The sequence below is a fragment of the Neotabrizicola paludis genome, from assembly GCF_044142105.1.
Classification (GTDB): domain Bacteria; phylum Pseudomonadota; class Alphaproteobacteria; order Rhodobacterales; family Rhodobacteraceae; genus Pseudogemmobacter.
Window position 1 is genome coordinate 215,228 of sequence record NZ_JBGTYM010000003.1, and the last position, 12,341, is coordinate 227,568.

Annotated in this window: 13 protein-coding genes; 6 read left to right on the plus strand and 7 right to left on the minus strand. The window is 65.3% G+C overall.

Annotated elements, in window-relative coordinates:
* Positions 1-308: 308 nt before the first annotated feature.
* Positions 309-1,067: an IclR family transcriptional regulator domain-containing protein gene (locus ACED67_RS09495; protein WP_395541357.1), complete on the minus strand. Its 759-nt coding sequence runs from the start codon at positions 1,065-1,067 to the stop codon at positions 309-311.
* A gap of 132 nt (positions 1,068-1,199) precedes the next feature.
* On the opposite strand from ACED67_RS09495, the gene ACED67_RS09500 reads away from it, so the two are divergent.
* From ACED67_RS09500 to pcaF, 3 genes are read left to right on the plus strand one after another with little or no spacing between them, the layout of a single operon-like run.
* Complete coding sequence (locus ACED67_RS09500) at positions 1,200-1,931, plus strand: 3-oxoacid CoA-transferase subunit A (protein WP_395541358.1); 732 nt, start codon at positions 1,200-1,202, stop codon at positions 1,929-1,931.
* 3 nt (positions 1,932-1,934) lie between these two features.
* Positions 1,935-2,603: a 3-oxoacid CoA-transferase subunit B gene (locus tag ACED67_RS09505; RefSeq protein WP_395541359.1), complete on the plus strand. Its 669-nt coding sequence runs from the start codon at positions 1,935-1,937 to the stop codon at positions 2,601-2,603.
* A gap of 2 nt (positions 2,604-2,605) precedes the next feature.
* On the plus strand, positions 2,606-3,805 hold the full coding sequence (pcaF, locus tag ACED67_RS09510; protein WP_395541360.1) for a 3-oxoadipyl-CoA thiolase: 1,200 nt from the start codon (positions 2,606-2,608) through the stop codon (positions 3,803-3,805).
* Positions 3,806-4,384: 579 nt separating this feature from the next.
* On the opposite strand, the gene ACED67_RS09515 is transcribed toward pcaF, so the two are convergent.
* From ACED67_RS09515 to dctP, 5 genes are all read right to left on the minus strand, one after another.
* Positions 4,385-5,236: a shikimate dehydrogenase gene (locus ACED67_RS09515; RefSeq protein ID WP_395541361.1), complete on the minus strand. Its 852-nt coding sequence runs from the start codon at positions 5,234-5,236 to the stop codon at positions 4,385-4,387.
* Between the two features lie 4 nt (positions 5,237-5,240).
* A complete protein-coding gene (locus ACED67_RS09520) occupies positions 5,241-5,669 on the minus strand; it encodes a type II 3-dehydroquinate dehydratase (protein ID WP_395541362.1) in 429 nt (142 codons plus the stop codon).
* A 15-nt stretch (positions 5,670-5,684) separates the two neighbouring features.
* The gene (locus ACED67_RS09525) at positions 5,685-6,980 is read right to left on the minus strand and encodes a TRAP transporter large permease (protein WP_395541519.1); all 1,296 of its coding nucleotides are present in this window, start codon (positions 6,978-6,980) and stop codon (positions 5,685-5,687) included.
* Positions 6,981-6,982: 2 nt separating this feature from the next.
* Positions 6,983-7,495: a TRAP transporter small permease gene (locus tag ACED67_RS09530; RefSeq protein WP_395541363.1), complete on the minus strand. Its 513-nt coding sequence runs from the start codon at positions 7,493-7,495 to the stop codon at positions 6,983-6,985.
* 64 nt (positions 7,496-7,559) lie between these two features.
* On the minus strand, positions 7,560-8,552 hold the full coding sequence (dctP, locus tag ACED67_RS09535) for a TRAP transporter substrate-binding protein DctP (protein ID WP_395541364.1): 993 nt from the start codon (positions 8,550-8,552) through the stop codon (positions 7,560-7,562).
* A 196-nt stretch (positions 8,553-8,748) separates the two neighbouring features.
* Between dctP and ACED67_RS09540 the strand changes: the two genes are divergently transcribed.
* Genes ACED67_RS09540 through ACED67_RS09550 form a run of 3 tightly spaced genes read left to right on the plus strand, consistent with a single transcriptional unit; the run spans position 8,749 to position 11,017 of the window.
* Entirely contained in the window at positions 8,749-9,441 is a 693-nt protein-coding gene (locus ACED67_RS09540) for a GntR family transcriptional regulator (RefSeq protein WP_395541365.1), read from the plus strand.
* Positions 9,438-10,151: a GntR family transcriptional regulator gene (locus tag ACED67_RS09545; RefSeq protein WP_395541366.1), complete on the plus strand. Its 714-nt coding sequence runs from the start codon at positions 9,438-9,440 to the stop codon at positions 10,149-10,151. The genes ACED67_RS09540 and ACED67_RS09545 overlap by 4 nt, the downstream gene beginning before the upstream one ends.
* An 11-nt stretch (positions 10,152-10,162) precedes the next feature.
* Positions 10,163-11,017, plus strand: coding sequence for a sugar phosphate isomerase/epimerase family protein (locus ACED67_RS09550; RefSeq protein ID WP_395541367.1), 855 nt, complete (start codon positions 10,163-10,165; stop codon positions 11,015-11,017).
* Here the strand turns inward: ACED67_RS09550 and ACED67_RS09555 are convergent.
* Complete coding sequence (locus tag ACED67_RS09555) at positions 11,014-12,324, minus strand: lyase family protein (protein WP_395541368.1); 1,311 nt, start codon at positions 12,322-12,324, stop codon at positions 11,014-11,016. The two genes, ACED67_RS09550 and ACED67_RS09555, sit on opposite strands and share 4 nt — an antisense overlap.
* Positions 12,325-12,341: the final 17 nt, after the last annotated feature.

A 12,341-nucleotide genomic window follows, 5' to 3' on the forward strand; every position in this document is an offset into this window, starting at 1 on the left:
ACAGGTTGCCGCCGCAGCATAGGGTCGGACCCGTAGCTCTTGCATCTGCTGCGCGATTCAGCCTCGGAAAGGAGACTGAGCGACGAGCAAGCTTTTCTGCCGAATGGACGGTCTAAAGGCGCGCTTTCCGCCCGGCTTCCCGAAGAGCCACGGCAAAGCGCGCCCCGATGACCGGCGGGGCTCGGTTCAGGTATGCGTTGAGAGACAAGGGGATAAAGCTCTGCGACCCTGGCCGGATGCCTCGCCGCAACCGCCCTGTTCTGGCTATGGAGCGGGATAGAGTCGTGAGCCTAAAGCCATTCCGTTCTTCACCTCAGGATTCCCCGCATTTGCGCCTGTAGCGCCAAAAGCTCTGGGAGGAATCGCGTCTTGAGATCGACGACCTTGGCATGGCTGGCGGCCACACCGACGTTCACGGCAGCGACAATGCGGCCGAACATGTCGAACAAAGGCACTCCCACCGAGCGCAGACCGAGCTCGATCTCTTGGTCGATCAGGGCATAGCCCTGTGCGCGCACCTGCGCCAATTCGGCCAGGATGGCTTGCGGATCGGTCAAGGTGTGCGGTGTTCTTGCGGGCAATGGAGCGCGGCCCAGTCGCATCTCTGCCTCGGGTTCGGGCAGGGCCGCCAGCATGACCCGACCCATGCTTGTGCAATAGGCGGGCAGGCGGGATCCGGGCATCAGCGCGATCGACATCACCTTCTGCTGCGCGGCGCGGGCGACATAGACGATCTCAGCGCCGTCCAGGATTGAGACCGAAGAGCTTTCGCCAATCCGCTCGGACAGCGCATCCAGCAAGGGCTGCACCAGCTGCGGCAGCGGCATGCTTGCCAGGCAAGCCGTCCCCAGCCGCAGCACGCGCGGCGTAAGTGTGAAGTACTTTCCGTCCCAAACGGCATAGCCCTGATGGGTGAGCGTGAGGAGGCAGCGGCGCGCCGTTGCCCGGTCAAGGCCCGAACTGGCGGCGACCTGGGCGATGGATTGGCGCGGCGTCTCGGCGCCGAAGGTCTCGATCACCGCCAGGCCTTTGGCAAGGCCGGTCATCATGTCACGTTCGGAGATCACGCGGCCTTATCCTTTGTGCGATATGCTAACAAATACTCCATATCGCACAAACCGAATTTACGCATCCGGAAATCGACCCTATGGCTGACCCAAAAATAGAACCTGGGCGCGAGGCGTTCGGAAAGGGCCAGCATGGATAAGACAGTCGCCGACCTGGGCACAGCAGTGGGCGGAATCGCGGATGGCATGACCGTGATGATCGGCGGTTTCGGCGGCGCGGGCGCACCGATCGAGCTGATCCACGCGCTGATCGACCGCTTTCGCGCATCGGGCCATCCCAAGAATCTCACAATCGTTAACAACAACGCGGGCAATGGCCATGTCGGACTGGCTGCGCTGATCGAGGCGGGGATGGTGCGGAAGCTGATCTGTTCCTTCCCGCGATCCGCCGATCCCGTCGTGTTCACCGAGCTGTATCTGGCTGGCAAGATCGAGCTGGAACTGGTGCCGCAGGGTACCTTGGCCGAGCGTATCCGGGCGGGCGGCGCGGGCATTCCGGCGTTCTATACGCCAACCTCCTTCGGAACCGATCTTGCCAAGGGCAAGCCGGTCGAAGAGTTCGAGGGCCGGTCCTATGTTCGCGAGCGCTGGTTGAAGGCAGATGTGGCGCTGGTGAAGGCTGAGCTGGCCGACCGGCATGGCAATCTGACCTACCGTGCGGCCTCACGCAATTTCGGGCCGCTGATGTGCATGGCAGCGGCGCAGACAGTGGTGCAGGCGCGCCGCATCGTAGCGCCGGGCGAAATCGACCCCGAACATGTGATCACGCCGGGCATCTTCGTGCAGACCGTGGTCGAGGTCGCCGCGCCGGTGCAGGAGGAAGATCTGAACCGCGCCCAAGCCATCTATCCGCTGGAGGCCTGAGACATGGACAAGCTGAGCAACAACCAGATCGCCTGGCGCGCGGCGCAGGACATTGCCGACGGGGCCTATGTGAACCTGGGCATCGGCTTTCCCGAGAAGGTGGCACAATACCAACCGCCGGGGCGCGAGGCGATTTTCCATACCGAAAACGGCATCCTGAACTTCGGCGAAAGCCCCGAGAAGGGACAGGAAGATTGGGATGTGATCAACGCAGGCAAGAAGGCCGTCACGGTCAAGCCCGGGACCGCCTTCTTCCACCATGCCGACAGTTTCGCCATGGTCCGGGGCGGGCATCTGGATGTGGCCATTCTGGGCGCCTACGAGGTCGCCGAGACCGGCGATCTGGCGAACTGGTCCACCGGACCCAGGGGCGTGCCTGCGGTCGGCGGGGCAATGGACCTGGTCCATGGCGCCAAACGCGTGGCCGTCATCACTGATCATGTCACCAAGGACGGCAAGCCCAAAATCCTGAAAAGCTGCACCTTGCCCTTGACTGGGGTCGCCTGCGTGACGCGGGTCTATACCTCGCTGGCGGTGCTGGATATCGAAGGCGGGCGGTTCGTGCTGCGGGAAAAGCTGGCCACGGTCTCGCTGGATGACCTGCAGGCTTTGACGGAGGCCGAATTGCTGGTGCCCGGCCCTGTGACCGACCTTATTTGCCCGGACCTGTAACCATGACCGACGTCTTCATCTGCGACTATATCCGCACGCCGATCGGCCGTTTCGGCGGCGCGCTGTCGTCGGTTCGGGCCGACGATCTTGGCGCCGTGCCGCTGCGCGCTCTGATCGAGCGCAATCCGCAGGTCGATTGGGAGGCGGTCGATGACGTGATCTTCGGCTGCGCCAATCAGGCGGGAGAGGATAACCGGAATGTCGCCCGTATGTCCGTGCTGCTGGCGGGGTTGCCGGTGGGCGTGACAGGCACGACCATCAACCGGCTTTGCGGATCGGGCATGGATGCGGTTCTGGCCGCAGCCCGGCAGATCGCGGCGGGCGAGGCGAGTCTGATGATTGCGGGCGGGGTCGAAAGCATGAGCCGTGCCCCCTTTGTCATGCCCAAGGCCGAAAGCGCCTTTTCCCGCGCGGCCGAGATCCATGACACCACGATCGGCTGGCGCTTCGTCAATCCGGCGATGAAGGCGGCCTATGGTATCGATTCCATGCCGCAGACGGGTCAGAACGTCGCCGATGACTACGGCATCAGCCGCGCGGCGCAGGATGGCATGGCTCTGGCAAGCCAGGGCAAGGCCGCGGCGGCGCAAGAGAATGGCCGTCTCGCCAAAGAGATCGTCCCGGTCAGCATCCCGCAGCGCAAGGGCGATCCGGTGATCGTCAGCCAAGACGAACATCCGCGCGCTACGACGCCCGAGGCGCTGGCCAAGTTGAAGCCGCTCTTCGCGGACGGTTCCGTCACCGCAGGCAATGCGTCGGGGGTGAATGATGGAGCGGCCGCGTTGATCCTTGCCAATGGTGCGATGGCCGAGAAATACGGCCTCAGACCGATGGCCCGCGTCCTGGGCGGGGCCACGGCGGGCGTTCCGCCGCGGGTCATGGGGATCGGGCCAGCGCCCGCCAGCCAGAAGCTGATGGCAAGGCTGGGCCTGACCCAGGACCAGTTCGACGTGATCGAACTGAACGAAGCGTTTGCGGCTCAGGGCATAGCCACGCTGCGGCAACTGGGCATCGCCGATGACGATCCGCGGGTGAACCCGAATGGCGGCGCCATCGCGCTTGGCCATCCTTTGGGGATGTCGGGCGCGCGGATCGCCGGCACGGCCGCCCTGCAACTGTCTCTCATGGGGGGCAAGCGCGCGCTGGCCACGATGTGCATCGGCGTCGGCCAGGGCATCGCCCTGGCGATGGAGCGGGTGTGACGCGGTTCTGATGATTATACGCTTCCTTCACAGCCTTGATGCGCCGAGTGGGTTGCCTGCGATCCACTTTCGCAGGCCTTTGTGGAGATGAGCGGTTTCCCGATCTTTCGACAGATTCCCGGCTGATGTACGCGACTGCCCGCACCTGCTGATCAGTTTCGATTGCGTCGAAGCAGACTACGGCTGGCGGTTGTCGGCGATGGGCGGCGTGCGGCCGCTGACGGTTGTAGAAAGCGATCCAGCGCCCGACGCCAACCTTGGCTTGCGACCCGGCCTCCCAAGCGTGCAGCTGCCCCGCGCGCGGTAAGAGCCGTTGGCTTTCCGTATCCGCATGCCGGTCGGCATCGGGGACTGCGACTTGACCGGGATTGCCTTTCAAACGGGCTCTATCGCCATGCCGGTCGGGCTGCCGGAGGCGTTCCGTTGACCTTGTGATATTAATGCAATTTGACTGAAGGCTGGCTTGGCGGGTGGAGCATCGGTTGCTCCAGACTTTGCTGACCGATCACGCGGCGCGGCCGTGGGACAAGATGTTGCGCGCGGTGCTGTTGCGGCAGAGGGGCGAGGCAGGGCGACGCGTCAGCCGCCGGTCATCCGCGCGAAATGTGCTGTCATCCGCCCGGCATCCGGCTCGCGCCCGGTGAACAGGCGAAAGGCGGCGACGGCCTGAAACACCGCCATGCCGCCGCCGTCCAGAACCCGGCAACCGCGGGATTTGGCATGCCGAAGCAGCGCGGTTTCCAGCGGAAAATAGACGATCTCGGCCACCCAATGCCGGGGCATCAGCAGGTCCACATCCACCGGCAGGCCGGGATGTGCCTCCATCCCCATCGGCGTGGCGTTGATTAGACCGTCGACCTGCGCCATTGCGCTGGCCAGATAGGGCGTCGCGACGGCCAGGGCGGCGCCGGCCCTCGCGTTCAGGTCGGCCTCGAGCGCCTCGGCCCGTGCTGCGTCGGCGTCATGCAGCCACAGCCTGCCGACCCCAAGCCGCAGGCAAGCATGGGCCACGGCCACCCCCGCGCCACCCGCCCCGACCAGAAGTACATTGTCGAAGGCCACGTCTGGCAGACCACGGCGGAAGCTCTCGGCAAAGCCGGACCAGTCGGTGTTGTGACCGATCCGGCGTCCGTCACGGAACAGCACCGTGTTCACTGCGCCCAGCTGGGCGGCATCCTCGGACAGGTCATCCAGCAGGGGAATGACCCGCTGCTTGCAGGGATGGGTGATGTTCACGCCCGCAAACCCCTGTGCCTCGGCCTCGGCCAGCAGATCCGGCAGCGCCTCTGGCCCAAGGCCGCGGGCGGTCAGGTCGATCAACTCATAGCTCAGGGGCAGGCCCTGCGCCCGCGCCTCCTCCATATGCAGAAGGGGTGATTTCGACTGCTGGATGCCTGCGCCGATCAGGCCGACGCGGAGTAGCCCCGCCATGATTTCAGCCGATTAGGTCCAGAAGCGCCCGCACCGCCACGCGGTAGCCGTTCGGGCCCAGCCCTGCGATCACCGCCGTCACCACCGGCGACACCAGCGAGCGGTGATAGACCGCCTCGCGCGCGTGGATGTTCGAGATGTGAAGCTCGATCTTCGGCGCGCTGAACATCTTCAGCGCATCCATCACCGGCACCGAAGTGAAGGTCAGGCCAGCCGGGTTGATGATCAGCCCCGCGGCCTTGGCGTCGATTGCCTCATGCACCCAGTCGATCAGCTGATACTCCGCGTTGGTTTGGCGGAACTCCACCGGATGATCGCCCGCCGCGTCACGCGACCATGCCTCGACCTCGGCCAGGGTGGTGTGGCCGTAGATCTCGGGCTCGCGCTTGCCCAGGCGGTTCAGGTTGGGGCCGTTCAGGATGTAAAGGGTCATTCAGGTCACCAAAGGTCAGCCGGCATAGCCCGCCATGCGGGGCAGCCACAGCACGAGGTCGGGGAAGAAGGTGATCAGCCCAAGGCAAAGCACCATCCATGCGAGGAAAGGCAGGCAGTCGCGGATGATGTCCTTCATGGGCGAACCGGAGATGTTCGTCATGATGAACAGCAGAAGGCCATAGGGCGGCGTCACCAGCCCCAGCATGATGTTCACCACCACGACCACGCCGAAATGCACAAGGTCGATGCCAAGCGCCTGCGCGGCCGGGATGAAGACCGGCACGATGATCAGAAGCACCGCCGTCCCCTCCAGCACGCAACCCAGCACCAGCAGGATCACATTGACCAGCAGCAGGAACTGCAGCGGCGTCAGTTCCCATCCCTGCAGCAGCGCGCGCAGCGTCTCGGGGATGTTTTCGACGGTCACCACATAGTTGAAGACCAGCGCGCCGCCGATCATCATCCCGATCGAGGCAGAGGTCTTGGCCGAGATCAGCACGGCATTATAGCCCTCGCGCCAGGTCAGGCTGCGGTAGATCACCGTCGAGACCAGCACGGCATAGGCGGCGGCCAGGGCGGCGGCCTCGGTCGGCGTTGTGATGCCGGAATAGATGCAGCCCAAGAGGATTACGGGCATCAGCAGCGTCGGGAAAGCGGCCCATGTGACGCGCGGGATTTCCCGCATTGGCACCCGTTCCTCGACCGGGAAATTGTGGCGCCTTGCGTCCCAGGCCACCTGCGCCATCTGCATCGCAGTCATTAGCAGCCCGGGCACGACACCGGCCAGAAACAGATAGCCGATAGAGGCGTCGGATACGAGCGCATAGACCACCATCGGGATCGACGGCGGCAGGATCGGCCCGATCACCGCCGTCACCGCCGTCAGCGCCGCGGCATAGCTGGGGGTATAGCGGTTCTCGCGCGTCATCATGTTCTGCATCATCCGGCCGGACCCCGCCGCATCGGCGATGGCCGATCCCGACATGCCGGCGAAGATCAGGCTTTGCACGACGTTGATCTGCGCCAGGCCGCCGCGCATATGCCCCACCAGCACGTTGCAGAACCGCAGCAGCCGCTCGGTCATCGAGCCCGAATTCATGATCTCGGCCGCGAAGATGAACAGCGGCACGGCAAGGATGATGTAGTTGGAATACATGCCGTTCAGGAACTGTTCGGCCGCGGTGCCCATGTCCATGCCGGACATCCAGAGATAGCCCACCGATCCCACGATCATGGACAGGCCGATGGGCAGGCCCAGCAGCGCCAGCGCGGTGATGGCAACGATGGTCAGCGAAAAGGGACTGGTCAGGGTCATACGCCGGAACTCGCCTTGGTGGGATCATAGGCTTCGGGAGCACCGCCATAGATGGCGCGGAACCCGACCCAGATCTGACGGATGATCATGGCGACTGCGAAGACGACATAGATCGAATAAAGCCAGTCGAACCGGATGCGCAGATAGGCCGATTTCTCGACCTTCATGAAGGTCACGTAATCCCATGTGGCGGGCATCGACACGGTGAAGGCCAGCACCGTGACCGCGGCCGTGATCAGCGCAAAGACCCGCCGGGTCCGCGCGCCCACGGCGGCATAGACCAGATCGAAGCGCATCTCTTCGGTGTCGCGGATCACGAAGGCGCCGCCGAACAGCACGAGCCAGATCCACAGCACGACGCTGGCCTCATGCGTCCAGCCCATCGGCAGGTTCAGCAGGTAGCGCGACACGATCTGCAGCAGGAAGACCAGAAACATCGCCAGAAGCATCAGGACGATCACGTCCTCGGCGCGGCGGCGCAGCCACGCGGAAAGCCTTGCAAGGGGCATGGGCGACCTCGGGAACGGAAAGCGCGGCCCTGCCGGAACGGGGGCCGCGCGGGTTTGCAAAGGTTTACAGGGCGGCGATCCGGTCGATCAGCCCCTCGGGCCAGTCCTTCGCCAGATCGGATTCGAGATAGGCCTTCTGCACATGGGCCCGGAAAGCCTCGACATCCGGCGTGTAGACCTCAAGCCCGCGTTCGGCAAAGCTCTTCGCCAGCTCTTCCTCGCGCTTCACATGTTCGGCGGTCGAGAAGGCGATGGCCTCGTCGGCGGCCTTCTGGACCGCGGCTTTTTGTTCGTCCGAAAGGGCCTGCCAGACCTGCCCCGACAGGGTCAGAAGGTCGAAGGCCACCAGATGCGAGGTGAGGACGATCTGCTTCATCACCTCGTAGAACTTCATGTTCTCGACATTCGGCAGCGGATTGTCCTGCCCGTCGATCGCCCCGGTCTGCAGGCCGGTATAGACCTCGGCATAGGCCATCGGTGTCGGGTTCGCGCCAAGCGCCTGGCCCAGGAACTGCCAGGCTTCGCCGCCCGGCATGCGCAGCTTGATCCCGGCCATGTCGGCGGGGGTGCTGATCTTCTTGGTGGTCGAAAGTCCGACCTGCCGGGTGCCGTAGAAGGTCGGCCCCAGGATCTTGATCCCCAGCTGTTCTTCGGCCAGGGCCTTCATCTCGGTGCCCGCATCGCTGGCGAAGAAGGTGGTCAGATGCGCCGAATCGCGGAACAGATAGCCCGAGGTCAGCGCCGACCATGCCGGAACCTGGTTCGAGATATCCTGCGGCGCGATGTTCGACATTTCCAGATTGCCGCGCTGCAGGGCGACAAGTTCGGTTCCCTGCTTGAACAGCACGCCGCCGTAGAAGCCTTCATAGGCGAAGCCGGGGCCGATGCCCTCGACGAATTTCTTCATCATCTCGGCCCGGATGTCCTGTTCCGAGAACACGGCCGAGAACCGGATCTTGACCGGGTCCTGGGCATTGGCAATCCGGGAAACGAAGGGCGTCGCCAGAACGGCAGCACCCAGCACGGCAAAGCTGCGTCGCGTGACTTTGATGGTCATGTGTTCCTCCCTGAACGGCGCGCACCACTCTCCCCAGCGGGCGGCCTCGGGACGAGACTGCCATCGGAGCTTTCTGCGATCAACAATTGATTCACATTTCATATGAGATTTTTTGGATCGCCCTATGATCATCGAATGAACGTGCGTCTTGCGCTTCGGCAGGGGTTCAGCTTCACTGCCGGCAGGAGGATGGTCGATGATCGCGGCACAGCAGACCGGGGCGCCGCCGGGGGAAACCACCCATCGGCGATTGCGGGACGATATCCTGTTCGGTCGGCTGCCTCCGGGAGGCAAGCTGCGGCTGGAGCGATTGCGCGACGAATATGATGTCAGCGTCACCACCCTGCGCGAGGTGCTGGCCCGGCTGGTGGCCGAAGGTCTGATCCTGTTCGAGGCGCAGAAAGGGTTTGAGGTCGCCCCGATCTCGGCCCGGGATCTGCGCGAGATTTCCGATATGCGCATCCTGCTGGAATGCCATGCCGTCGGGCCCTCTTTCGCGGCGGGCGATCTGGAATGGGAGGCGGCCGTCGTCGGCGCCCATCACAAGCTGGCCCGGATGGAGGCGCGGATGCTGGCCGGAGACCGCAGCGACACCGCCCGCTGGAAACGCTATGACCGCGAATTCCATGTGGCGCTGATCTCGGCCTGCGGCTCGACCGAACTTCTGGCCGCGCATGAGCGGATTTTCGACCGTTTTCTGCGCTATCAGGTGCTGCTGGTGATGTTCCGCGGCACGGTGGCCGCAAAGGAGCATGATGCACTGCTGGCCGCCGCGCTGGAGCGGGATGCGGATCGCGCCCGGGCCGTGCTGACCGGGCATATAGGCGCCTGCATTGACTATACCGTGCAGAACGGGTTGCTCGGCAAAGCTCCGGGGGCGGCGGCATGATCGAATTTCCGCAGCGGCCGGACCCGACCGAGATGGCCGGACGGGAAACCGTCGGCGCGACGGTCTATCAGCGGCTGCGCAGCGATATCATCATGGGCCGGCTGCGCCCGGGGCAGCGGCTGCGGCTGGACCAGATGAAAGAGGATTATGCCGCCGGCGCCAGCACCCTGCGCGAGGCGCTGTCGCGATTGGCGGCCGATGGTTTCGTGCTGGCCGAGGGGCAGCGCGGCTTTGAGGTTTCGCCCATCTCGGCCGAGGGTCTGCACGAGATTGCGGCACTTCGCCTGCTGATCGAGGAACATGCGCTGGCGCTGAGCTTCGCCCAGGGCACGCTGGACTGGGAGGCGCAGGTGATCGCCGCCCACCACCGGCTGGACAGTCACGAATTGCGGCTGGAGGCGGGCGATGCCTCGGACATCACCGAATGGCGCAAAAGCGACTGGCAGTTTCATCAGGCGCTGATCGCGGCCTGCGGGTCGCGGGTGCTGATGCAGACCCATGCCGAGGTTTTCGACAAGTACCTGCGCTACCAGATGATTGCGCTGGCTTTCCGTCCGGCGGCCTCGCGCCCGGAACATCTTGCGCTGAAAGAGGCGGCGCTCGCCCGGGATGTGCCGGCGGCCGTTGCGCTGTTGCGCCGCCATCTTCAGGGGGGCGTGGATCAGGCACTGTCGCGGGGTGTCTTCGGCGCGCCGCAGGAGCACATCTAGCGGGAAGACCCATGAAACTCGGCATCGACGCTTACAGCTTCCACCGCTATTTCGGCGAACTTTACCCGGGGCTGGAAACTGCGCCCGACCACAGCATGACGGTCTGGGATTTCATCGACTTCTCCGTGCAGTTCGGGGTCGAGGCGGTCTCTTTGGAAAGCTGTTTCCTGCCGGTGGGCGATCGGGAATTGACCACGGCGCTGGCGGCCCGGCTGGACCGGGCGGGGATGGATCGGATTTGGGCTTGGGGTCATCCGCGTGGATTGCAGTCGGGTGCCGCCCCGCAGGCGCTGGACGATGCACGGGCCAGCCTTGCCGATGCCGCCGCCGTGGGGGCCCGCGTCATGCGGATTTGCGCCGGTGGCCGCGGCACCCGCCCCGCCCGTTGGGCCGATCACAAGGCGGCGCTTCTGCCATTGCTGACCCCGCTGGTGCGTGAGGCAAAGGCGGCGGGCGTGGTGCTGGCGGTGGAGAACCACATTGACCTGCTGGCCGAAGAGATAGCGGACCTGATCGAGACTATAGGCTCGGACTATTTGGGGGTCTGTTTGGACACCGCCAACAATCTGCGAATGTATGAAAACCCCAAGGCGGTGATCCGCCGTCTGGCCCCCTATGCCAAGGCCACGCATATCAAGGATATCGAGGCCCGCGGCGGCGATCCCGCCACCATGGCCTTTTGGCCCAGCGTGCCCGCCGGACGCGGGGTCATCGACCTTGATTTCGCGCTGCGCGAGTTGAAGTCCCACGGTTATGCGGGGGTGCTGGCGGTGGAAATCGACTGGCTTTCCCCGGGCTATGGCACAGAGGCGGAGGCGGTGGCCGAAAGCCTGTCTTACCTGCGGGGTGTGAAGGCCCGCCTTTAGGCGCCCGCGGCCCCGGCAAAGGCCCGCGCTTCATCCGGCGCGGTGCCAAGGTCCGCGGCGGAAAGGCCCAGCCCGGGAAACGCCGCTGCCGCCAGCGCCTGAAGCGACGGCCCGCCCGGCCGCGCCGCGGCGCAAAGCGCCTTGATCCGGGCCTGCGCCTCCGGGCGGGGCAGATTGCGGGCCAGCGCGAAGGACAAGGCCTCGGCATGGATCAGGCCGGAGCCGTCGTCCAGATTGCGGGCCATGGCCTCTGGCTGCGGCGTGATCCGGCCCGCAAGGTCTAACGCCAGCGCGAGCGCGCGCCCGGTCAGGATGCAAAGCTGCGGTAGCGACAGCCATTCGGCGAACCATGCCGCCCCGTCGCGTTGCTGCCGGTGCAGACCCGCGCCCTGCACAACGGCGGCCAGCGCGCCGCATTGCCGCGCGAGCGCGACAAGGACCGAGGGGCCGACCGGGTTCTGCTTCTGCGGCATGGTGGAAGAGCCGCCCGCGCCCGCGATGCGGATCTCATCCACGCCGGACTGGACCATGAGGATCAGATCCTCCCCCATCTTGCCCAAGGTTGCGGTCAGTCCCGCCATCCAGCCCGCGAAGGCGCCGGTCCGGTCCCGTTCCGCATGCCAGCTGTGGCCAGGATCGGCCAGTTCCAGCGCCTCGGCCAATGCCGCGCGCACTGCCGGTCCTTCGGCGCCCATGGCTGAAAGCGTGCCCGCCGCCCCGCCCAGAGACACGGTGGCCAGTTGGGGCGCCAGCGCGGTCAGCCGTTCTCGGTGGCGCAGCATGGGATGCCCCCAGCCCGCCACCACCGCGCCAAAGCTGGTCGGCGTAGCGGCCTGCCCATAGGTGCGCGCTGCCATCGGCAGATCGGCATGGGTTCGGGCTAGTTGGCCAAGCGCCCGTGCCACCGCCTGAAGCCGCCCGTCCCAGATCGCCAGAACCCGCCGTAGCCGCAGGTTTTGCGCGGTTTCCATGATGTCCTGACTGGTGGCGCCCCAATGCAGGTATTGCGCATGATCCGGCGCCTGCATCGCCTTGCGGAAGGCGGTGACCAGCGCGGGCACCGGTACACCGTTGGCCCCGGTCTCGCCCGCCAGCGCGGCCGGGTCGATCTGCACCTCACGAGAGGAGCGGTCGATGAAGGCGGCGGCGGTTTCAGGGATCAGCCCCAGTCGCCCCTGCACCCGGGCGAGCGTACCTTCGACCAGCAGCATGGCGCGGATTTCCGCGCTGTCGGTGAACAGCGCCGCGGTTTCAGCGTCGGAGAACAGGCCACGATAAAGCGCGCTGTCGGCGGGAGAGGCGGGCATGGATCGGCCTTTCTGGA

What these genes read in the sequence shown, in the direction of transcription:
- ACED67_RS09500 (WP_395541358.1), top strand. Translation starts at nt 1,200, where the DNA reads ATGGATAAGACAGTCGCCGACCTGGGCACAGCAGTGGGCGGAATCGCG.
- ACED67_RS09505 (WP_395541359.1), top strand. Translation starts at nt 1,935, where the DNA reads ATGGACAAGCTGAGCAACAACCAGATCGCCTGGCGCGCGGCGCAGGAC.
- pcaF (WP_395541360.1), top strand. Translation starts at nt 2,606, where the DNA reads ATGACCGACGTCTTCATCTGCGACTATATCCGCACGCCGATCGGCCGT.
- ACED67_RS09515 (WP_395541361.1), bottom strand. Translation starts at nt 5,236, where the DNA reads ATGGCGGGGCTACTCCGCGTCGGCCTGATCGGCGCAGGCATCCAGCAG.
- ACED67_RS09520 (WP_395541362.1), bottom strand. Translation starts at nt 5,669, where the DNA reads ATGACCCTTTACATCCTGAACGGCCCCAACCTGAACCGCCTGGGCAAG.
- ACED67_RS09530 (WP_395541363.1), bottom strand. Translation starts at nt 7,495, where the DNA reads ATGCCCCTTGCAAGGCTTTCCGCGTGGCTGCGCCGCCGCGCCGAGGAC.
- dctP (WP_395541364.1), bottom strand. Translation starts at nt 8,552, where the DNA reads ATGACCATCAAAGTCACGCGACGCAGCTTTGCCGTGCTGGGTGCTGCC.
- ACED67_RS09540 (WP_395541365.1), top strand. Translation starts at nt 8,749, where the DNA reads ATGATCGCGGCACAGCAGACCGGGGCGCCGCCGGGGGAAACCACCCAT.
- ACED67_RS09545 (WP_395541366.1), top strand. Translation starts at nt 9,438, where the DNA reads ATGATCGAATTTCCGCAGCGGCCGGACCCGACCGAGATGGCCGGACGG.
- ACED67_RS09550 (WP_395541367.1), top strand. Translation starts at nt 10,163, where the DNA reads ATGAAACTCGGCATCGACGCTTACAGCTTCCACCGCTATTTCGGCGAA.
- ACED67_RS09555 (WP_395541368.1), bottom strand. Translation starts at nt 12,324, where the DNA reads ATGCCCGCCTCTCCCGCCGACAGCGCGCTTTATCGTGGCCTGTTCTCC.